The sequence below is a fragment of the Ruegeria sp. YTSC325 genome, from assembly GCF_059609525.1.
The window spans coordinates 1-20968 of the sequence record NZ_JBXWLY010000001.1 but is presented as its reverse complement, the minus strand read 5'-3'; the positions used below and the strand labels follow the sequence as shown (position 1 = coordinate 20968).

27 protein-coding genes and 1 pseudogene are annotated in these 20968 nt (G+C 52.1%); 15 read left to right on the top strand and 13 right to left on the bottom strand.

All coding sequences use genetic code 11. The features are described from left to right. Nucleotides 1-50: 50 nt before the first annotated feature. The 4 genes from AC2FF7_RS00140 to AC2FF7_RS00125 all read left to right on the top strand — a co-directional run bounded on the left by AC2FF7_RS00140 (nt 51) and on the right by AC2FF7_RS00125 (nt 4204). A complete protein-coding gene (locus AC2FF7_RS00140) occupies nt 51-671 on the top strand; it encodes a cysteine hydrolase family protein (protein ID WP_496904997.1) in 621 nt (206 codons plus the stop codon). A 223-nt stretch (nt 672-894) separates the two neighbouring features. After that, a complete protein-coding gene (locus AC2FF7_RS00135; protein ID WP_496904996.1) occupies nt 895-1875 on the top strand; it encodes a nuclear transport factor 2 family protein in 981 nt (326 codons plus the stop codon). Between the two features lie 143 nt (nt 1876-2018). Then, entirely contained in the window at nt 2019-2972 is a 954-nt protein-coding gene (locus tag AC2FF7_RS00130) for an ornithine cyclodeaminase family protein (protein WP_496904995.1), read from the top strand. A 182-nt stretch (nt 2973-3154) separates the two neighbouring features. Then, entirely contained in the window at nt 3155-4204 is a 1050-nt protein-coding gene (locus tag AC2FF7_RS00125; protein WP_170546192.1) for a GFA family protein, read from the top strand. Nucleotides 4205-4376: 172 nt separating this feature from the next. Here the strand turns inward: AC2FF7_RS00125 and AC2FF7_RS00120 are convergent, their stop codons facing one another. Next, entirely contained in the window at nt 4377-5240 is an 864-nt protein-coding gene (locus AC2FF7_RS00120; protein WP_496904994.1) for an alpha/beta fold hydrolase, read from the bottom strand. A gap of 207 nt (nt 5241-5447) precedes the next feature. Between AC2FF7_RS00120 and AC2FF7_RS00115 the strand changes: the two genes are divergently transcribed. After that, nucleotides 5448-6407 carry an alpha/beta fold hydrolase gene (locus AC2FF7_RS00115; protein WP_170756453.1) on the top strand — a complete coding sequence of 320 codons (960 nt, stop codon included), beginning with the start codon at nt 5448-5450 and terminating at the stop codon, nt 6405-6407. Nucleotides 6408-6868: 461 nt separating this feature from the next. On the opposite strand, the pseudogene AC2FF7_RS00110 reads toward AC2FF7_RS00115, so the two are convergent. The 8 genes and pseudogenes from AC2FF7_RS00110 to AC2FF7_RS00075 all read right to left on the bottom strand — a co-directional run. Then, nucleotides 6869-7132 (bottom strand): annotated as a pseudogene (locus AC2FF7_RS00110) (integrase core domain-containing protein); the annotation flags it as partial. Next, on the bottom strand, nt 7096-7449 hold the full coding sequence (locus AC2FF7_RS00105) for a hypothetical protein (protein ID WP_496904993.1): 354 nt from the start codon (nt 7447-7449) through the stop codon (nt 7096-7098). The gene AC2FF7_RS00105 and the pseudogene AC2FF7_RS00110, both read right to left, overlap by 37 nt. A gap of 5 nt (nt 7450-7454) precedes the next feature. Further along, nucleotides 7455-7799: a copper resistance CopC family protein gene (locus AC2FF7_RS00100; RefSeq protein ID WP_496904992.1), complete on the bottom strand. Its 345-nt coding sequence runs from the start codon at nt 7797-7799 to the stop codon at nt 7455-7457. A 12-nt stretch (nt 7800-7811) separates the two neighbouring features. Beyond that, complete coding sequence (locus AC2FF7_RS00095) at nt 7812-8255, bottom strand: c-type cytochrome (RefSeq protein WP_496904991.1); 444 nt, start codon at nt 8253-8255, stop codon at nt 7812-7814. A gap of 20 nt (nt 8256-8275) precedes the next feature. Next, a complete protein-coding gene (locus AC2FF7_RS00090) occupies nt 8276-8743 on the bottom strand; it encodes a DUF411 domain-containing protein (RefSeq protein ID WP_496904990.1) in 468 nt (155 codons plus the stop codon). Between the two features lie 58 nt (nt 8744-8801). Further along, the gene (locus AC2FF7_RS00085; protein WP_170494994.1) at nt 8802-9137 is read right to left on the bottom strand and encodes a hypothetical protein; all 336 of its coding nucleotides are present in this window, start codon (nt 9135-9137) and stop codon (nt 8802-8804) included. Between the two features lie 210 nt (nt 9138-9347). Beyond that, nucleotides 9348-9875 carry a luciferase domain-containing protein gene (locus AC2FF7_RS00080; protein WP_496904989.1) on the bottom strand — a complete coding sequence of 176 codons (528 nt, stop codon included), beginning with the start codon at nt 9873-9875 and terminating at the stop codon, nt 9348-9350. 77 nt (nt 9876-9952) lie between these two features. Further along, complete coding sequence (locus AC2FF7_RS00075; RefSeq protein ID WP_496904988.1) at nt 9953-10543, bottom strand: YceI family protein; 591 nt, start codon at nt 10541-10543, stop codon at nt 9953-9955. Between the two features lie 124 nt (nt 10544-10667). Between AC2FF7_RS00075 and AC2FF7_RS00070 the strand changes: the two genes are divergently transcribed. Next, entirely contained in the window at nt 10668-11249 is a 582-nt protein-coding gene (locus AC2FF7_RS00070; RefSeq protein ID WP_496904987.1) for a TetR/AcrR family transcriptional regulator, read from the top strand. A 463-nt stretch (nt 11250-11712) separates the two neighbouring features. Here the strand turns inward: AC2FF7_RS00070 and AC2FF7_RS00065 are convergent, their stop codons facing one another. Then, nucleotides 11713-12411, bottom strand: a complete 699-nt coding sequence (locus AC2FF7_RS00065) for a hypothetical protein (RefSeq protein WP_170494982.1) — start codon at nt 12409-12411, stop codon at nt 11713-11715. Nucleotides 12412-12646: 235 nt separating this feature from the next. On the opposite strand from AC2FF7_RS00065, the gene AC2FF7_RS00060 reads away from it, so the two are divergent. Both AC2FF7_RS00060 and AC2FF7_RS00055 read left to right on the top strand, forming a co-directional pair. After that, nucleotides 12647-13528, top strand: a complete 882-nt coding sequence (locus tag AC2FF7_RS00060) for a cation diffusion facilitator family transporter (protein ID WP_353390934.1) — start codon at nt 12647-12649, stop codon at nt 13526-13528. 139 nt (nt 13529-13667) lie between these two features. Further along, nucleotides 13668-14237: an SGNH/GDSL hydrolase family protein gene (locus AC2FF7_RS00055; RefSeq protein ID WP_496904986.1), complete on the top strand. Its 570-nt coding sequence runs from the start codon at nt 13668-13670 to the stop codon at nt 14235-14237. Between the two features lie 533 nt (nt 14238-14770). Here AC2FF7_RS00055 and AC2FF7_RS00050 read toward each other — a convergent pair. The 3 genes from AC2FF7_RS00050 to AC2FF7_RS00040 all read right to left on the bottom strand — a co-directional run bounded on the left by AC2FF7_RS00050 (nt 14771) and on the right by AC2FF7_RS00040 (nt 16652). Continuing rightward, nucleotides 14771-15307 carry a hypothetical protein gene (locus tag AC2FF7_RS00050; protein WP_496904985.1) on the bottom strand — a complete coding sequence of 179 codons (537 nt, stop codon included), beginning with the start codon at nt 15305-15307 and terminating at the stop codon, nt 14771-14773. Next, the gene (locus AC2FF7_RS00045; protein ID WP_496904984.1) at nt 15291-16061 is read right to left on the bottom strand and encodes a hypothetical protein; all 771 of its coding nucleotides are present in this window, start codon (nt 16059-16061) and stop codon (nt 15291-15293) included. The genes AC2FF7_RS00050 and AC2FF7_RS00045 overlap by 17 nt, the downstream gene beginning before the upstream one ends. Before the next feature lie 75 nt (nt 16062-16136). Next, nucleotides 16137-16652 carry a DUF805 domain-containing protein gene (locus AC2FF7_RS00040; protein WP_353390959.1) on the bottom strand — a complete coding sequence of 172 codons (516 nt, stop codon included), beginning with the start codon at nt 16650-16652 and terminating at the stop codon, nt 16137-16139. Nucleotides 16653-17223: 571 nt separating this feature from the next. On the opposite strand from AC2FF7_RS00040, the gene AC2FF7_RS00035 reads away from it, so the two are divergent. The 7 genes from AC2FF7_RS00035 to AC2FF7_RS00005 all read left to right on the top strand — a co-directional run. Beyond that, the gene (locus tag AC2FF7_RS00035; RefSeq protein ID WP_353390958.1) at nt 17224-17523 is read left to right on the top strand and encodes a hypothetical protein; all 300 of its coding nucleotides are present in this window, start codon (nt 17224-17226) and stop codon (nt 17521-17523) included. A gap of 300 nt (nt 17524-17823) precedes the next feature. Continuing rightward, nucleotides 17824-18186, top strand: a complete 363-nt coding sequence (locus AC2FF7_RS00030) for a hypothetical protein (protein ID WP_353390956.1) — start codon at nt 17824-17826, stop codon at nt 18184-18186. 55 nt (nt 18187-18241) lie between these two features. After that, on the top strand, nt 18242-18856 hold the full coding sequence (locus tag AC2FF7_RS00025; protein WP_353390955.1) for a hypothetical protein: 615 nt from the start codon (nt 18242-18244) through the stop codon (nt 18854-18856). Nucleotides 18857-18910: 54 nt separating this feature from the next. Continuing rightward, nucleotides 18911-19216 (top strand): hypothetical protein, encoded by a 306-nt coding sequence (locus AC2FF7_RS00020; protein ID WP_170493936.1) that lies wholly within the window; start codon nt 18911-18913, stop codon nt 19214-19216. A gap of 42 nt (nt 19217-19258) precedes the next feature. Next, nucleotides 19259-19432 (top strand): hypothetical protein, encoded by a 174-nt coding sequence (locus AC2FF7_RS00015; RefSeq protein WP_353390953.1) that lies wholly within the window; start codon nt 19259-19261, stop codon nt 19430-19432. Between the two features lie 120 nt (nt 19433-19552). Next, a complete protein-coding gene (locus tag AC2FF7_RS00010) occupies nt 19553-20197 on the top strand; it encodes a protein-tyrosine phosphatase family protein (protein WP_353390952.1) in 645 nt (214 codons plus the stop codon). A gap of 19 nt (nt 20198-20216) precedes the next feature. Next, nucleotides 20217-20968: hypothetical protein (locus AC2FF7_RS00005; protein WP_496904983.1), on the top strand; the 752-nt coding region annotated here is incomplete at its 3' end.

Here is a 20968-nt window from a genome sequence, read left to right as displayed (position 1 = left end):
CCAAGCAAGGGCGTTTTTTTCAGGACGACCTGGCAAATTAGAGGTCGAACATGACAACTAAAACCAAACAAGCCAGGAAACTGATCGAGGGTAGACCTGCCCTAATCGTAATCGACATTCAAAAGAGCACGTTTATTGATGACAGCGAAGTACGCTCCATCGACAACATGCCGGGCTACAAAGAGCGCATGATCGCTGCGCGTGATTTGGTTGATGCCGCACATGATTACAATGTGCCAGTCATTTTCATCCAAGAAGTCCATCGTCCCGATCAGATCGACTTCGGCAGGGAACTGGATGGTGACGAAGACATACACTGTCTCGAAGGTGATCCACGTACGGAAGTTGCAAAAGATGAGATGGGATATCGCAAAGGTGACTACATCGTCTCGAAGCGACGGTATTCTGCGTTTTTTGGAACCGATTTCGAAATCCTGCTGCGCGGTTTAAAGGTGGACACACTTTTGTTGTGCGGCGGGCTGACAGATGTTTGTGTGCACTACACATTCGTCGATGGCCACCAATCAGGCTACTTCTGCCGCGTTGTAGAAGATTGCGTTGGCGGGTCATCTTTCCAAGCCCATGAAGCTGCTCTCAAAGCTATGGAGTATCTACAAACCGGCGCTGTTCAGAGCAGAGAAGCAGTGATCAATGCCATCTCGTCGCTCTAAGTTGCAATTGAACTGTTAGTACCAGTTGGGGTGCATAGTTTTTTGGGTGCAGAAACGGGCAGAGATTTTTGTCGCTTGGCCGCCCCGGCTTGGCCTAAACTAACAGGACCTCAGAAATGGAGATCTCGGAAAGGTTATGCCATGACACGCTTCAAAAGGAACTGGACGTGCGAAGGTCATATTTTTCGAAGCAGTTTTCTGGCCGTCGACGCGACGTTCTGACATGAGAGATACTATAAGCCCCTCACCAGAACTGGCCGCTATAGTGGCACGATGGATCAACGCCTACGGTCGGGGCGATGGGGAGACGGTGGCAAATCTTTTTTCTGATGACGCTGCCCTGTCATACTTTGGCTCAGCACACGGCGAAGCCTGGAAGGGCGATGCGCTGCGTCGCGGTATGGAGCAATACATCGGTGAGGTTCCACGGTTCAAGTGGCACCCAAAAGACCTGAGAGGATTTGAATGCGGATCACTCGGTTGGGTCGAATGGGAAGCAAGCATTGAGGGTATTGAAACAGGACAGATCGCGCACCTACGTTCTACGGTCATTCTGAAACTCGACAAAGGATCCTGGAAGATTGTGCACGTTCACAATTCCCTACCGGTCAACAACGTAGAGGGATTTGGGTATGAGGCCAGAGGCTTTGAGGAACTGCTTGATGCCGCCCTCTCTACACCCCACGAACTCAGCCAAAGTGGTATAGCGACCATCATGTTCACCGATATCGCGGACAGCACAAAAATCGCTGAGGCTATAGGCGATACGCTTTGGAGCGACGCCCTCGGAAGACATCTGCGACTTGTCGAAACGCAGATCGTCGGGAGTGGTGGACGTACGGTGAAATCACTGGGAGACGGGGTGATGTCGTCTTTTGCTTCCGCAAGGGCAGCATTGCTGGCAGCTCAAAATATTCAACAGGCGAACGCGGCGGAAACAAACGAGCCAAAGTTGCGGGTTCGCATCGGCTTGCATACCGGCGAAGTGATAACTTCTGATGCTGATCACTTCGGGACCGTTGTCAACAAAGCAGCACGTATAGCCGCCCTGGCAGCACCAAGTGACATCCGCGTCTCGGATGCCACACGGATCATGGTGGGCGGATCACAGGAGTTTCAGTTTGCCGAGCAAATGACTGTTCCGCTTAAAGGTCTCGAAGGAGAGCATACAATTTTCAAACTCAACTGGCTTGAGACAACTTGAGACCGTAAGCATGAAAACAGAAAACCCAATGCAACGAATAATTTACTCGAGTGAAGTCCCAATCTAGACACCCAAAGCTTATGTTAACATGCAATTTGATAGCCTAATCGGGAAGCCGGGTTGCAAAGCGGAGCGGCGCCAACATGACTTCTGAAAGCAAAATAACTTATCTTTCTGACGAAGACTTGGAAGGTTTAGGGATCCAACCTTCGGAAGTTGCCGACGCGATTGAATCTGCGCTGATAGCCAAGGCAAGTAAGCAGCTTCATACGTCCCCTAAGACAGCCATTTTGCCCGGGGATGGACGGTACGCAATGTCGACCTTGGCAGTAGGAGATGATGGGTTCATCGTGACCAAACAGGTAACGGTGTGTCCGAACAATCCGGCAAAAGGGCTCCCTGCGATTAACGGCGCTATCATGGTAATGGACGGGCAAACCGGGGTTCTCCGGGCAGTCTTAGGGGCAAATTGGGTAACGGCTGTTAGAACAGCGGCGCTGTCAGTCGTCGCCGCGCGTCGACTTGCTGATCCCAATGCTGAGACAGTGGCTTTTGTTGGGGCCGGCGTGCAAGCTCACTCCCATTTGCTTGCGTTCTCCGAAGTTTTCCCCTTGAAAAGCATTCGTGTGTTCGGACGTGGCAAAGCGAATGTCGACAAGCTTTGTCGCCGGGCTCGGGACATAGACCTCGAGGCCCAAACAGCCACCAGTGCCAAGGACGCCTTGCGTGATGCCGATCTGGTAGTGACATCAATAACTTTGGACTATTCCATCGAACCTTTTCTGGATGCCCGATGGCTAAAGCCGACTGCCTTCGCCGCCATTACAGATGCCTGCATTCCGTGGCTTCCAGAGGGTATGACCGCTTTCAAAACTGTTATTGTTGACGACCGAAAACAGGAATCTGAAAGCGACAAACCAATGCTGCCATATCAGCGGGTAACAGGGGACTTGACGGAAATTGTCTCGGGAGCAGTCGATACCACTTTAAGCGAGAAACCGGCTGCATTCGCTTTCAGAGGGATTTCTTTGGGAGATTACGCAACAGCGGTACTCGCAGTTCGTCGGGCCGCCGAGGTACGAGCTCGGCAAAAGTAGGAAACTTTCGGCTTTGGGCTCAGCGCTGCCATTTTCTGCGATGAGCATGATTGACCGCTCGCAGCCCCGAACGGTCTTTGAAAGCTGGAAATTAACACCTCAGCCACCGTGGCTCGCTGCGACCGATTTTATGTTAAAGTAAGCAGGCATCAATTGGAGATTGTTGGCTCGGAGCAACGGAGATGGAACGCAAGTTAGCGGCCATTCTGGCCACCGATATAGTCGGTTTCGCGGGATTGGTATCACGCGATGAAAGCGGAACATTAGCTAAGTTGGTTCGACTAGAACGTGAAATCATCGGCATGCAGGTGGAAGCAAACCGGGGTCGTGTTTTTAAGTCTACTGGCGATGGGTTTTTGGCTGAGTTCTCGAGTGTCTTTGAGGCGGTCAATTGTGCAATTAACATTCAAAGAGCCTGCGCACGCGAAGCACGCCGGTCGAACAGTGACGACCCTCTCATCTTACGCGTCGGCGTTTCTCTCGGTGATGTCGTTGTACACGGCGACGATATTCTCGGAGACGGCGTAAATACTGCGGCACGGCTTGAAGCAATAGCGGAACCAGGTGGAATCGCGGTTTCAGGAGAAGTAATGGCGCAAATAGCGGGCAAGATAGATCTTCCGCTGGCAGATTGCGGTCACAAGAGACTCAAGAGAACTGATAGTCCAATACATGTCTACATGACCGTTTCAGAACCCGGAGAAGAGGGAGGTTTTCTGGATTTTGATGAAGATGAATTGGCCAAAACCTTAATAACTGGTGGCTGCATCTGTGGGTTAGTACGGTATGAAATAAACGCGCCTGCCATAAGCACCGGGTATTGCCATTGTAGTTGTTGCAGAAAATTTTCTGGTTCAGCAGTTAATGCATGGGCGGCTTTTCCCGCTTCTGCTGTTCGATTTCTCACCGAGGAACCTCGATACTTCGCAACTACGCCGATAGCAAATCGTGGCTTTTGTGCCAGATGCGGGGCAAGCCTAACTTATAAGCTCGTAAAGCCACGAGAAACGGCCTATCTGGTCCTGCATACTTCGAGCCTCGACCAACCGGAAAACTTTGCTCCTTCAGTCCACTCCGGAATAGAAAGCAAAATGCCTTGGTTTGATATTTTGGATGATTTGCCGCGGACAAGATCTTCAGACTCCAGAGTTTTGCAAGAAGCATGGTCAAGTGTCGGTCTACCAGACCCTGAAACTTGGGGACCTTTGGCTAAGCCGCCTGATGTTTTTTAGTGATCGAGCGATTTCTGCTTTATCCGCAAAGAGAGCATTCCTAGCGTTTGAGAAAATGACAACATCGAGCCCAATGCGGGCGCCCATTCGACGTTAGTGCGGCTGCACAACGACCGAACGCTCGTAGACCAGATCGGTCGGTCGTTTTTTCTAGATTTCCAGTGTCCCCGGCTCACGATCTACTGATCGGCTTGACTTCCATTGAAGCCATGTCGCGGCGGTCAACAGTTCTAATATGCGACAGCACCTCCATCTCGAAACTTTCCTTGAAGGTAAAGGGACCCAAATGGCCAGCACCTTTCAGAACCTTTAGTTCAACAAGCTTACCTTGGGATGCCAGAAGTTCTGCGATGCGCTTTGTGTGCACATGCGTCTGCGATCCGCGAATGATCGTAGAAGGAACTCCCTCAGAAAGAATGTATTCTGGGTCAGGTTCTTTCAGAAGCGCATCGAAATCGCTTGGGGCTTTGTGAACCCAGTCAATCATAGCGCACCTGCGTTCACGACTCAGGGCTTGCCAAGAGCCAAGTCCTCCCCAAAAATCAGTAAAAACCTGTGCGCTAAACTCTTCGCATCCCTCTTCTATGCCAGTTCGTATTGCGTTTGTGAGGCTAACAATCTCGGAATACAATAAACCATCAGTCACCTCTCCGGCTTTCAGTAGGCTGAACAAAGTTGGTTCATAGAGACAAAGTGATCGAACAAGGTCGGGTCGAGCTCTGGCGATATGCAAAGCCAGCGCTCCTCCATAGGAGTGTCCGATCAAGTGAGCGGGCCTGCCAAGCTTCTCTATCTCGGTGACAATCGAAGCAGCTTCGTTTTCCAATGTGAACGGCCCGTCCGGGATTTTATGACCCCTAGACAAGGTTCCTATTAGGTCGGGTGCTATTGTTTTGGTTTCTTCGCTCATCCGGGCAAACAGATTGCGCCACTGGCTTCCGTCAGCGCCGGAACAATGTAGCCCTACGCAGGGAGCAGGCGATATTTGGGACCAGCACGGCCAAGCGTGTAGTGATGCGTCAAATTGCTTATTCATGTGATGACCTCCAATCTGAGTTTCACAATGGTGTCACTCATCTGGCCTTCAACCTATCGGACACATGTCCCGGCTAGACTCAAACCGACGGGAAATTGATGGGACATTTGCCCCAAATTGACTAAAAAAAGACAGCGAACCGTTAGATACACTTCTTCAAGCGATGGTACGTCGCTGGCGTGGAGCAAATCCGGAAACGGCCTACCAATGGTAAAGGCGGCTAACTGGCTCACGCATCTCAGTTATGATCTAGACAGTCCAATTTGGTCTCACTGGATCGAATTGCTAGAAAGTCAATTCACCCTTGTTCGATATGATGAGCGAGGCTGCGGATTATCTGACAAACGAGTTGAGAATCTGGGTATTGATTACTGGGTTGATGATCTCGAAGCTGTAATCGACGCCGCTGAAATAGACGAACCAATTTATCTTCTGGGTATTTCTCAGGGCGCTGCGACTTCTATCGCGTATTCGCTGAGGTATCCCGGTAGAGTCGCCGGGATGGTACTCGTTGGAGGCTATGCAAGGGGCAGCAGCCACCGCGGATCGGTTGCCGCCAAAAACTACAAGACTGTTATCGATGTATTTCGCCTGGGTTGGGAGAATGACAACCCTGCGTTTCAAGATGTATTTACATCAAGATTTCTTCCTGGTGCGCCGCCCGAACAACGCTCTTGGTTTACAGAACTTTGCCAAAAGACCGTTTTGCCTGAGACAGGGGCCGACCTGCTTATGGCGCGCGCTGACGTTAATGTTGAAAGTCTGTTGCCAAAGGTTTCAGTTCCAACACTGGTGATCCATTCAAGGAACGATCAGGTTATTCCGTTTGAAGAAGGACAACGTCTCGCTCAGAAAATTCCCGGAGCGACAATGTCTGCTTTAGAGGGAAAAAATCACATTATCCAACGCGATGAACCTGCCTGGCGCGCTTTTTCCAAGAGCTTGCTTGAATTTACATTTTCCGGTCAAACGACGGACTTTAACGATTTGACAAAGCGCGAGCTGGACGTGCTGAGACTCATCTGCCAAGCAATGAGTGGTAAAGAAATTGCTAGAAGTCTTCAAATGAGTGAAAAAACCGTTCGAAACCACACAAGTAAAATCTACGCCAAACTTGAACTGCAAAACAGACAGCATGCAATTCGCACGTATGGGCATCTGTTCTGATTAGAGCATGAAACTGCAAACCTATTAATCTGACCTAACGTGGCAATGGTAGCTTTGTCCGCAGAGCAATCGTTCACGCCGAGCGCCGCGAAGGTTCGATTGCCGCTCGCCGCTATTCACTTCAACGACTGTTCGCAGACCAAATTGGGCATTCTTCCAGCGGCAAAAAATATGTTTCCACATGTTGCACACTTGCTATGACTTGCCGCTGGTCTACAACTGGTGTCGTCAATCAGGAATGCCTGCGGCTGCCAGCATTTTATAGTAGGCGTCATAGATTTCTGGTTTTGCGATAGAGATACGAGCGCGCATATGCCGGAACATTGAAACGCTAAAATCGGGTTCCCGCGACATGTGAATACCTGCGAGCTCTCTAGCTCGGCTCCCTGTCCGTCGTCAGGGATTTTGGGACAGATGGCGGCGTGAGCTAAGAGAGGGTCTGGCTCATCTGGTTCATGTGATTATGCGGCGGATTTGCGGTGAAGCAAGCGTCGCGTTTCGATGGTCTTTCGTTTGATCCTTTCTCGTTGATTTAGAATGGTCTGCCCGCGTCCGAAGTAGACATCGGCCGGGGTGAGGTTTTGTAGGCTCTCGTGATAGCGTCGATGGTTGTAATGATTGACAAAGGCATCGATCTGTTGCCTGAGATCGCCGGGCAGATAGTAGTTTTCCAGCAGGATGCGGTTCTTCAAGGTCTGGTGCCATCGCTCGATCTTCCCCTGAGTTCACCCACTCCTCGCCAAATCGCGGCGGTGCCAAGCGGACTGTCCCAAACAAAGCCAAGCATTATTGGGTCCGTCGCGCCATCAAAGCCCATCCCGGATATCCGCGCCGCTCTGATGCCGAAACGTAGAGCAAGCACGGCGAGACCGACAATCGCTGCACCGACCGCGAGGTGCCGTGCAACGCGCAGAACTGACGTTTCAGCGCGTGTGGCAAAAAGAACGGTGAACAGGACGCCACCCATCGCCAGCAGCGCCGAGCCGTAGCCAAGTGCCTTCGCCAAAATGGCCAAGACGATAACACCGTCAATGGGGGCCACTCCGGTCACTCAGCGACCGTGAAAGAGAAGCTGCCCTGCATCGGGTGACCGTCTGACGCCATGCCTCGCCAGTCGAAGCGGTAGCTTCCGGGTACGAGCTCCTCCAAAGGCATAGCCCGGAATTCCGTGGTGGGATCCATACCTGTCTCGCGCTCAATTTTGACGTCGCCATCGGGTGAGGTCAGCGTGACTGAGATGATGCGTATCGGATCATCGAACCGCATGGAAAGCTCCGGCACGTCCGTGACAGTTGCGCCGTCAGCTGGTGTCGTTTCTTCGGACTTGGAATGCGCGGCCGCAAGTATTGGAGCCATTACTACGACCAAGCCGATAAGAGTTTGTTTGATCATCTGAGTTATCCCCTATTCGGACTGGGCATTCAGCTCGTCGTGGTACTCACGAAGATCATTGGGCCAGGTTGACTTGATAAAAGAAAGGACCGCTATGATTTCGTCATCGCTGAGCACACCTTCATAGACCGGCATACTGGTTGGGGGCGCATTTTCCATCAGTCCGGCCAGGCCAAATTTGGTCAAGGTGAAGAGCGTTTCATCATCGTGGTGCCACGTATGCCCTTTGGCATCATGCGGCGGTGCTGGTAGCAAACCGTCCTCGCCGCGTATCCGCCAGTTTGGCTGTCCTTCAAGGTTCTCACCGTGGCAGGCAGCACATTGTGCCGCGTAAATATCTTGGCCAGTGGCGACCAGTTCGGCGTCATCCGGCGCCAATAGTCCGACGGCCTTGGAGGGCTGGGCCAGAACGAACGCTACGGCGAAACCGGCGAGCGCAAGCCCACCGGTGACCAAGAGTGTTGTGTGCCCTAGCATCAGGTGTCGAACGGCTGAGCCGTGCCCGCGCGGTAGTACACCGTTCCGGTCCCAGCCTCTCCCCCAAATGCAACGACGTCGTAGCGGGCGGACGGATCGTCGCCCATACCTGGAGAGCCCATTGGCATGCCAGGAACAGCTAGCCCTGTGATGCCAGGCCGATCCCTCAACACGGCTTCCAGTGCTTCGAACGGCACATGGCCTTCGAAGACATAACCATCGGCTTCAATGGTGTGACAGGATGCGAGGTTCAGCGGGATACCCCGCGCTGACTTCTGTGCCTCAGGGTCGGTCAGATCCTCAACGGTTACGGCGTAGCCACGTGCGCGAGCCAAGTCGGCCCAGGCGTGACAACATCCGCAACCTGGTGAGTTGAGCACGTGCATTGGGGTGCCTGCACGGACGGGGAGAGCGGTCGCGATGAGAGCAGTTGCAGACAGTGTGGTGAAGTGACGACGTGTGATCATGTCTGTCGGTCCTTTGATGTGAAAATTGAACGGATTGCGGGCGGGCGCCCGTTGCCGTTCAGGCTTTCGGAGGACCGGTGGGGACGCCCATTGCGAGGCCCGAAAAATCGGCTCCAGCGTACATCACACCACCCACTGAGATCACCATTGGAGCAATCGGCGAAATCCCCACCGTGGCGACAAGATCACCAAAACAGGATGCTGAACCCATGCCGCTAGTGGTGTCACAACAATCCGCAACAGCTTTCTTGGCATTAGCCAACGGATCGTCGTCCGCCATTTGAGCATGATGACCAGAATGATCCGATCCATGGGTCAAGCCATGCTTCACTGACGCTGCGGATGCGCCAGAGAATGCAACAACAAGAAGTATCGTCAGGACCAGGCGAAACATACCAAATACCTACTGTGGGTATGTGGTTTTGACAAGTTACGAGGATGGGTCGACGCAAATGATCCTAGTTGCACCCGTTGTGGGTGCGCCACATCTCTGGATCATGCCCGGCTGGAACAGTGGAACATGGATCATCTGTATATCCGCGTGCGGCTGCATACTGGCTGACCTGCGTGTTAGTCAGCAACGGTAAGATCAGCAGGTAGGCGTTTAGCCCAAGGTGTTGCCGGTGATGAAGGTGTACGAACTTTCCACCAGATCGATGACGACATCCAGCTCTTCTGGTGTGGTCGGAGTATAAATCATGACAAAGCCGCTCCATCCGGGGCGTTGATCGGCCCAAGGGTGCGCTACGGCCCAGCCGGCCTCAATTGCCCGCCGCGCCATTGCCGGGTCGAGCGAGGCGTGCAAGCTGCCATCAGGATGCATATGCGCAAACTCAAACCCACCGACGATAGAGTTCGGTTGAGACAACAACATGTCAGGATCAAGCTGAAAGCCAATCGCGCCAGGTAATGATATGCGTGTTGGGCCAAGTGTGACCCCTGGGAATTGCGCAACTCGCTCCAGCAATAGCTGGGCCAAATCGGCATCAATCTCAACACCAATCTGTGTATGCGGTACGCCGCTTGTCGTTTCGGGACGGGGCGAGGAGCGCTCCGGCAAGGAGCGCTCTTGCGCGGACGCCATCGAGCACATCAATGCCACTACCGTCACGGCAACCGTCAATGTTCTCATGTGTACATTCATCGTGTTGACCATCCGCCAATCAAAAAGATTGAGTGCTGAGCACCGTATCGGTGCCCTTGCACACTTCACTCAGCCTTTAACGCTTCGATATTGATTAAGAGCTCTATCTCGTCGCTCACCGCAGGTGCAAACGCCCCAAGTCCGAATTCAGACCGCACGATAGTCGCCGTGGCTGCCAGCCCCAAGGTCGGCGTGCCCTCCTTTTCGCCAAAAGGGTAAGGCGCTGATTTGTTAAGCGTTGTTTCCAGAACAACAGGTTTGGTGACGCCATTCATGGTCAGGTCGCCAGAAATATTCGCGGAATTGTCCCCGGTCACTTCAATGCTGGTTGAGGCGAATGTGACCACGTCATCGTCACTCGCGCTGAAAAAGTCATCGGACATGAAGTGTTGCAGACGGGCGTCCCAGCCCGTGATCATGGATTTTACAGGCATAGACACTGTGACAGATGACGCAGACGGATCATCTTCGTTGAACTCGATCTCACCGCTAAAACCTGAGAACATTCCAAACGTTTCTGAGAACCCGATGTGGTTGTAGCTGAACAAAACCTGGCTGTGTCCAGGATCCAGTTCGTAAGTGCCACTCTCGGACAACGCGGTTGTCGCGCCCATCGATAAGAGTACCGCCAGCGGGGTTGCTGCCACTTTGAACATTGATACGCTCCCATTTTGACAAGACGTGTTCGCGGAATTGAGTATTGAGCTTTAGCTTTTAGCTGGCCATACTTTTAGTACAAAATGTTCTACTCCGCAACAAGATGTTCTATAGGAGGGGCGATTGAAAGAAGATCCCAGGCTAATCGCCACACGACAGGCCGCACTTGATGCAGCGCAAAGGATACTGATGGATGAGGGCGTGCTGCACGTAACTCATGGCGCGGTTTCAAAGGCAACGGGCATTTCGCGCAGCACACTTTACAGGCACTGGCCAGATGCGCGCAGTCTGCGTGATGCAGCGTTCAGGCGCATCGCAACACCGCCGAACATACCTCCCAAAACCGATGGCCCGATGCGATCTGACCTGCGCTGGTTGCTCGGAATACTGATGGGAGCCTTGAATGACACACCATGGGGCCAAATCGCACCTCAAGTGGTCGCTGCTGCGTCCACCGACGAAGAGGCGCGGTTAGTGATAACTGAATTCATGAAAGACAGGTTCGCAAGTGTTGAAGCAGTATTTGCAGCCGCAATCGGCCGCGGTGAGATCACCGCCGACGTTCCGGTTGACCAGCTCATAGAATTAGCAATCGCTGCACCTTATTTCCGAAAGCTCATACGTCACGAGGCACTTAACGAAGAATGGTTGGATCGACATGTCGATCTGCTTTGCAGTTTCGCGAAAACCAATCCTGGACGGTGAGAATCGCCTGAAATTGCAAACAAAGCGGCCAATAAACATAACAGTTTCCAAGATCGCAGTATGACTACGTTTGCCGCTTGACATCAGCACGTCGCAGGGTCAATTCGAAGCGCTCCCCACAACGTTGACGACTGCACCCTGATTTGTCGCTGCCGCTAATTCACAATGCAACATGAACACCTTTGAGTTCAGTGTCGCCCACGGCAATGTCGACTTTCGGGAACCGGCCAAACATTGCAATGTCCAGTATCCTCCTCGGATGCGCCTTTCGCTGACTTGCAAATAAGTGACTTGAAGCAGCCCAAACTGAACCTTCTCACCCAAGCATTGCAATTTAGTAAACTCGCAACGAAGCGGCATCTAGACTATTTCCGCCCAAAAACCGCTTCCAAAACGCGATCCCCCAAACTGACTTGGTAATGTCAGGTTCAATGCGGGCGTCACGCGTACCAATGCTGCCCGATTAGTCCGTTGCAAAGCAATAAAACAGACCTGCCCCGCCTGAACGTGGCAGATGTTCCTCTCCGCAACCGCGCGAGCCGTGCGATGAGTTCCAGGATATCATGTTTCGAGCATCGTTGAGACCTACACGATCATGGTGCCCGACAATCGCAGATCCATCTTCACTATTCGAAGTCCAGTTACTGCATGTTGTGTCGCCTCCTGCCGTCGAGAAGTATCCCGCGGAATCGGAGCCGGTCAGAATGTCGTGTTTGTTTGGCTGACTGCCACGCCCATTGACAGGGTTACCATTTTCGTCGAGCGCGGTCTGTAGATTAATGTTCACGCTGTTGCTGTGCAGGTCCTCAACGTTGTTGGCGATGAGCTCTCCGTTGGCATTGTACCACGGACCCGATCCGATCCGGTCGCGAGCAGAAACGCCATTGGTGATTGTCATCGGGTCGGTGCTGCGATCAATGGACATTGAGGTGCTCAGATAGGCCGCAAAAGTCTTGGTAGAACCGGTCGCGGAGGCAAGCGCATTGCAATGAGCATCGGCGCCTTCGAGGCCGCCTAGATTTGCACCGTCCCCCTTGCCCACACTAGTGATGAAAAACGACATCTCCTCGCCTGCCGATTGCGCGTGTGCAGTCGCAGCGATACAGCAGATTACGAGTGCAACAACCCCATGAGCAGTTTTTCTGTTGGTGAACTTCGACATGTGTGTCTCCCTTCGTGCTGTTTTGATCACAGATGCTAGCTCTATGTAACCATCAGGTCCATCCAAGTAACGGATGTATGACACTATGGTGCTGGAGCCATTCACTACAGCCGGTCGTGCATGACCGACCCTGTGGCCCTATTCATTGTTACCCAACTCCTGTCTTGCGTGTTAAGTACGGGCGCTCACCTGTTCCCAGGATCATTTGTAACGATTGACTAAGGGTCGTGACGGAATGACACAAAAAATCGCTCTTTGGTCCATTCCGATATCCATTGCGGTACTGGCTCTAAAACTGTTGGCTTGGTGGCTGACTGGCTCGGTGGCATTGCTGTCGGACGCAATGGAATCTACCGTGAATGTCGTTGCGGCGTTGCTGGCATACTTCGCAGTTCGGGTTGCCAATAAACCCCCTGATGAAAACCACCCCTTTGGTCACAAAAAAGCCGAGTATCTTTCTGCCGTCGTCGAGGGCGTACTGATTGTGCTGGCTGCGTTCTTGATCATCAGAGAAGCTGTGCTGGCGCTCCCAAACCCGCATCTTGAGGATGCACCGCTGCTTGGAATCGTCGTCAATGTTATTGCAACGGGTGTGAATGGCGCATGGGCTTACCTATTGCTCAAAATCGGCAGGCGCGAGGGTTCGCCTGCATTGGAGGCAAGCTCCCGGCACATTTTTACAGATGTCATGACTTCAGTTGGTGTCATTGCAGGTCTGATACTGGCGCTTGTCACCGGCTGGCTGATCCTCGATCCGATTCTGGCAATTCTCGTTGCACTGAACATCTTGTGGGAGGGTTGGAAAGTTATTCGGTCGTCCGTCGATGGCCTGATGGATGTGAGCCTGTCGGAACATGACTTGCAGACTGTTTCTAATGCAATCGAAGCAAACCTCGGCACAGCCTTAGAGTATCACGACCTCAAAGGGCGCAGATCCGCGAATGTCATCTTTGTGGAGTTTCATCTTGTTGTGGACGGCACAATGCCAGTCAGCGCGGCGCATGATATTTGCAATGACATCGAGGAAGAATTGGATCGTTTGTATCCGGGTTCCGTCTTTGTCATTCACCTCGAACCTGATGACGAGTTGAAGGGTGACGGGGTTAATTCCCACTAAACTGGTCAAATGGGTCAGCAAAACTCTATTAGTATGACTGATCTGACTAAGACGTTCGGCTTGAAATTCGTCATGGTTAAAGGAGAAGCATCCTGAGGTTTACGAAGCCAAACCGGCCTGGTTGGGTATGACGCTCGTTATGTATTTGATGAAAATAGAAGAGTTGGATGCCGCAGAAGCAAAAAAAATAACGCCGAAAGTTTTTGAAGGTCAGATGAAGCAGATCGAGCTCAAGGCTATCTTCGACGACCTTAGAGAAAGAAAAAGCGATCCTTCCATAACGACCAGAAGTATAGAGCTTTCCGCGCCTCAAAGAGCACAACGATTTAACGACTTTGTTGACGACTACCTTAAGCGCTTTGGGGCTGAATTCTTTGAATCGGACAGCGTATCTATCCAGCCCGGAAGAATTATCGATCCTATTAGCCCAGACCTTGTTGTGAACCTGAGTTCTGGAGAGCGTGTTGCAGTAGAAGTAAAATCTTACCGAAACCGGGTAGACCGGCATCAGTTCATAACAACACTTGGGTATTTGGCACTAATTCAAAAACTTGTGCCAGAAATTCTCATGATTGTGCCCGAAGGAAGCGCATATGACTTGCGTAGGATGAATGATTTGCGCGACAAACTCTCCTTAAAGGGTATTCGCTTTGCGACATTGCCCGAAAAGAGAGCTGAACGAGCTACAGACCTTAGGGTAACCGAATAAAGCTATTTGCTGTCAGCATCATGGGATACAGCATTTGACAAGGGTCTGGTGACTTTCAAGGACGACGGGACACCTAGGTTTTCGAGTAAATTGTCCGCACCGGCAATGAGCTCGTTTTCTGGACATTCCAAGCAGATCTCTGGTCAAACTGCTGGGCACAAGGAGAACCTGATCTGGTATCGCGATCAGGTGTTCAATACTTGAGCAACTGAAACCTATCCTTCGACACCCGCATAAGGCGATTTACTTGCTCTCCTCTGCACTATTATCGTGAAACAGTGCAAACTTATGGGCAAATCGTGCAAACTTATGGGGTGCGTGAAGGTTTGTGCGCGTCCCTACAAGCTTGTAGGTGCGCTCATAACGCTGCATTCCCAACATTGATTTCATTGAAGAAAATCTTGGAAGCTTGCCCATAACTCTGCGCGGTATTTGCGCATAACTTTGCACGATTTGCCCATAAGTTTGCTTGCCACAGAGAACCCATCGAACAAACCAGCTCCTATGGCTTATCTGCAATTCTCAAATGCAACTTATTCCCAATCGCCAGCAGACGAGCGCCACGTCTTAGCGTCCGCATCCCAAACACTGGCGGTGACGCAAGGCGTTGGGTCTATTCCGTCGCAATTGGATCCATGAATATCCGCAACAACAACGCGTTGACGCCCAAAATCAACGACTGTCCAGCCTTGGTTGAGCAAGGAGTGCACCTCTTCGCTTACCCAAAAGTGCGACATGCATCCTCCAGTTCCGCAGTAAAGAGATGCGGCGCTCGAACACGCAAAACCAGCCTCATTCAAAACCCAGTCGCGTTGTAGATCTCCGTCGAGATCGACCCTTTCAACCGCGCCCCAATCTAAGTCAAACTGACTGTTGTTGAACTCCGCGCATGCCCGCACCGCCAGATCAACCTTTGCTCGCAAACCGGTTGGAAGTTGCGAAACGTCAGCCGCGACAACTGGTGAGGTCCAAACCAGGCTCGAACCAAGCAGGATCGCAGATACCAAATGTTTCAAGTAGCTTGACAATTGGGAAGCCGGTTGGAAGGTGGCTTCAGTTGCATTGTTCATACCTGTAATCCCCGTATTCCAGCCAGTTTGCCGAGCCTTCGCTAAAAATCAGAAACTCGGACCTGTCCTCCCCAAGTAGGGCGACGACAAACCCGGCGGGCGGCACAGAGTTTCCGAAGTAACTGTAGGCCGTCATGGCTCTGATCGACTCGCCGTTGACCGTTACTCGCGCGTCCCACTCCCCCTCTGGATTGTCCAGAATTACATATTCGATTTGGCGTCTTATCGCTCCGCCACCACAATAGACAATGCCTTCGGGTGCTTCGTAGGAGGCTCCTTGGCTAGCACCTGAATCGCAGGCGGAACGAAGGGACCGAATTGCCGCGCTGGAACCTTTTAAGTCAAAGATTCCGTAGCTGACATCTTGATCAATCATCGACAGATTAACCGATGCATTGGCCGCAAGCTGGTCCAGTACAAAACCGTAGTCCTGCTGACTATTGAAACTGATTTCGACCGGATAATTGTCGACGATCTGCACGGCAGCGTTTTCTGCGCCAACCTGAAATGCCCCAACCTCGGTAGTGCCATTCTTCAAAAATCGAATGGAAAGCCCCTGCTTCTCCACAATGTCCTGGCTGTCCTCATATCCAGCCGGTGCAAAGCGGATACGGTTACACTGAAGTTCCAGCGTCATGTTTCCTGTCTGAATAAACGCATTGGGGTTGGGCCCTGAGCTGAACGACCACTCCGCTGATGCTGTGGTCGCCACTGCCATCAGTAGCATTCCAATGGAAATGGTTTTGCAGCTCATTTTTTTTCTCTCCATTGAGTTACGGTTCGCACTGTCGTTCAGCAGAAGTTCCAGCCAATTGCCCGGACAGCCAGATCAGGAAACAGGTTCGCCGTATTCGTTTGCGCCTTCTTGGGAAGGTCGCGTCAGCCACCAGATCATCAGGATAGACAGAACCAATTGAAGAATTGAGACAACCACGATACCGGTCACGCCCAAGACTGCCGCGGGTCCCCGTAATGCATCGGGGTTTTCGGTCCCTTGCTCCAATACCGAAAAGAACGCTACCCCACCCAGCATAACAAATAGCGTTGTAATGCTGAGCGCCATCGGCAGCAGCAAATACCAGCCAGGTCGTCCTGTATCATGCAGCCTTCGCCAACCGGCGGCCAGCATAGGTATGAGAACAGCCAGCTGGAAAACAGAGGACAGGACCCGAGATCCCTGGTCTGTTTCGGGGTTGGTCCCGAATATGATCGTATCCAGCACAGCTAAACCAGCACTCACGACAACCACAAACAAGAAGAACCACCAATATTCTGAGCGTAAAGCCCGGCCGGAGAACTGGAAGTACTTCGAGAAACACGTTTTAACGGCTTCACCAAATCCCATTTTTCAATCCTTTCTTAGTTTCTGTGCGGCCTCAGAACGCCTCGCGGACCCAAAAGCACGCCTTCGCCCTTCTGGGTTTTTCCGCCTTCCATTTTTGTTTGAACGCTAAAAACCTATCTTTCAAAAAGGTAGCGAAATTTACGCGCGGAAAAAATGTTGATTTATAAAAAATAAGATTCAAACATGCGAATTCGACACAACTTTATTTTACCTCCGTTGTTGTCGTTGCTGCTCGCTGTGCCGAGCCCTTCCGACTGCTGGAGTGAGTGCTGGCGGTCGGAAGGCACTTTACAATGATTGAGCGCTGGGAGGACGCGATGCTCAGACTAAACGTACTCGCCCTATTTCCAGAATTCGCTCGAGCTATTGCCAGTGTCGTCATTCAGCTTTCACACGTTGTCGGCGGTCTCGGTAGTCAAAGTAAAATCGCTCTGCCCGCCCCCCCCCGCGACAAGTTGTTGGAAAGGGAAATCACAGGGTCGAAGTATGTTCCATAGCCTGCTCTGACGCGAGAGCTTCAAACAAGCGCATCCAATTTCACTAATTTCAAGGCAACCAGAGGGAGAAGAAAATGTCTAACAAGATGGTGATGATTGCAGGCGCGACATGTTTCGCACTGCTTGTGGCCTGCGACGATACGAGTACATCAAGCGCGTCCGCCGAGCTCACGCCGGCTCAGCAGGCGTGTTTGCGAGATGTAGCCAACACGACGAACAATTCGCAAGTCGTGGTGCTCTCATCCGCGTTTAGCGAGGCGGGAACACAGGTCACAGTCGGCGTTGGCGAGGATCGTGCTCCTTGGAATTGCATTGCTTACAGTGATGGCGCGACGGCTGGTATCGAGTTCCTGGGCGACGAAGGCGCATTGTGACCTGTCTGCTGCGTAGCTGAAAACGGCTGCGCAGCACTGGCTTGATCTGCTGAGGCTCGACTTGGTTTGTAGAACCACCATCATCGTATTCGCGGTCCTTTACCTGTTTGCGTTAGTTGCGTTCTTAACGGGCACATTTGGCTGGTTGGGACAGGAACGAGACCCTTTGTCCGGAGTGTTCCTGCTGCCGTTGGGACTACCTTGGATACTTGTGGCGGACTTGGTCTGGGAGGCAGCCAAGCCGTGGTTCGCGGCGCTTGCACCGGCTCTCAACCTTTTGGTGCTGGTCATGATTTGTAGATGGGCACGCAGTTTGCGGCAGCAGTGAAGGCTGAGCTCGTTCTCACCAACAGGGAGAAAAAAATGGGGAAAGTGATCTTGGGAATTGTGATCGGGCTCGTCCTCGGCGTGGTTGGGGCGATGACCTTGGGTGGCGGGGCCGCGGTGGGTGTCGGCGTTGCAACAGGCTTGTCCGCCGGTGTCTGCACCACATTGAAAGGAGCACAAGCTGAGAACCTTATCACCGCCGAGCAAGCGGATCAGATCCTCAACCGCGTAAATTCCGAAATGGCGTCACTGCAAGGAATTGAAACGACGGACGAGATCGTCGGCAGCGCGCAGGCATGCGATGAATTTCTGTCAAAGTTACGAGACGCGAAGTGAGGTTCCGCTTTGTACGGAGCAAAAATGTAAGGACAAGCCAACAGGGGACCATCTGATGAAACTCGATTTACTCAAACTCCTCACACCCATGTTCGCAATCTCGGGCACGGCTTCTTTTGCAATGTCTGAAGCAGACGACGCGTGTATCGATCATTTGCGACAGGTTGGAGGACCAGACGGTCAATCAGGTACGATTGAAAGCTCGGAGTTCTCAGAAGCGGGCACGCTCGTCATGCTACGAGACGCAGGCGGAACACTTTGGCGCTGCATCGCGTACAAGGATGGTAGCATCGGCGAGATGTCGGTTGTCGAAGCGATGGATGATGGCGGTGGAGCCATGGCAGGCGCCGCCGGGTCTACTGGTAGCCAACGTGTCAAATTCGATGCTGGTTCCACCGGCGCCGAACTCGTTGGTGAACTCGCGCCCGGAGCGTCGCAGCAATACGTTTTGGGTGCCAAAAACGAACAGTTTCTTTACGTCCGCGTTGCTCCGCGAAATGGCTCCTTGGACTACGTTATTCGTAACCCCGACGGTTCTGAACTCTTAGGATTGATGTCGGCGGACAAGGAGTATCGAGGACAACTTTGGCAATCCGGTGATCATGTCGTGGAAGTTATCAATCGCAGCAACTCTTCAGTCGATTACAACGTCATTTTCGGAATTGAATAGGTGATCAATCAGAAACCCTGGAACACAAGTCCAAAAAAAGCGAGGGAAAAACAGATGAAAACCAAGGTCCAATTGGTGATCGGCACGGCGTGTATTACTGTGCTTGCAGCATGCGACGACAGTGGCGGATCAGTGGATGCAAGTGCACCAACTGTGGGCAGCTCCAGCGATCTTTCGTCATTTGAAGGGGCAAGAGCGGGCCAAGCTGAAATGGGCATCCAGAGTCTCGGATTTGAACTCATCCGCAGTGAAGGGCTGACCTCGTACTGGTTTAACAAGGATACTGGTGCCTGTGCTCGGATAACGACGTCTGAGGGAAGGTACTCAGATGTGACTATGCTGCCATCAGGTGACTGCTGACACATTTTCATCAATCAAACATCTGCGAAAGGGAGCTTTAGTTTGCATTTCGACCTGGCTCATGCGGCGGTCATCATTGCCGCTCTAGTTGTCACAAACCTGGCATTGAAATCGGCCGGCGTGATAAACGAAGAAAACAAGCACCAATGGAACTGGAAAGTTTTTCTGGCCTACTTCGTTGTCGTCTTTATCATCAATCTGGTGTGGCCGATTTGATGCTTCACGGCGGAAAGATTATCGTCCACTCGATATAGCTGCCAATAATGAACCGCTCCAAAAGGCTACTAAGTGGGAAGAGTTTGAGCATAACAGGCTGAAAAATAGGAAGGAGCTGGCATGCGGTTTTTGATGTCCCTCATATTCATTGGTGTTCTCGCAACCGCTGCCAATTCTGACGTGACCAGTCGAAACGGTGGCCCAAGCGACAGTCAATTGCTTTCAAAGGGTAGCAACGGCGGTGTTGATGGTGTCGCTTTCTTTCGCCCAGTCTTAAGTGGAGTATTGTATCGCTCTGGTTTCAAAGGCGGCGACAAGGAGCGAACGGGCCTAAGTGAAGGTCAACGCGAAACTCTATGTGGTGAAGGGTTCTCAATCGGGTTTTATGCCGACTTTGGCAAAAACACTGAATACGGTCGCACCAGTTGTGGAAACGGATCCTTTGACTATCAAAGCGCCAGATCCTCCCGACCCGGTGCTGTTATGGCGTCCATACACGAGGTGATAGAAAACCCTGGAAAGGGCCCTGTTCTGGTGCACTGTATGTGGGGGGTTCATTCCTCAGGTGCATTGTCGGCGATGGCGCTCGTTCAGTTTTGCGGTTGGACAGAAGAAAGGGCCAAGGATTATTGGAATGAGGCCCGAAACGGGGCGCCTTGTTCAGGCGGATGCGACAAGTGGATTGACTCAAAGTTCTCCAACTTCAGTGTCGACCCAAAGTTAAAAATCTCCACCGAACAACAGGCAGCGATTTGCCCTAAATGATACCGGGAGGACTATCCAAATGAAGTTCAATCTTCTGGGGTCACTTGCTCTCATTGCACCCACTGTCGTGTGGGCGAACGACAATGTTCTAGGTGAAGCCACGACATTTGATAGCCCCAACGGCATTACTGAACGCTGTATTCGGATCGAAAAAGTTCCAACGGGCGAGTACAAGAACAGCGATCTTGAGGAAGAAACGGCCTATTGCGAGATCGATTTCTATGCCTCCGAAATTGCTATTTGCCCAAAAACCTGGAGTACCAGCCCAGGAATGGCCGTCTACGATATTTCGGAAGGGCCCTACGCGGGGAACCGTTCTGAGTTCGAGAGAAACGCTTGCAAAGAGGGGAAGGCGGCGAAAGATCTGGCCAAGGACAGGGTGGCCAAATTCAAATCCACCATGAACCAAAAGGGCACTAGTGGAACGTTTTCCACCTCTTCGCTGCTTTACTATCATTTCTCCAGATATTTCGACACGACTGTCAAAGTTCCAGTCGCCGTTTGGCGCAGCATGGACGCCCAGGCGCATTTTTCCGAAGTCGCAGAGCCTGGCCTCGTGATTTCTGGTGGCTCTCATGGCGGGCGCATGAACCACGAAGGCTGGCGGGTCTTCGCGGCTGCGGATGCCGACCCAAACTCATACCAACCAACCCATGATCTGTTCACCTCGGATCGAACGCAAATATACGGTGTACTGCTTGATAGCCCTGGGCATCGATACGGCTCGGAAATCAACGGCACCCGTAAATCTGGTTGGGGGAAAGGTCAGAA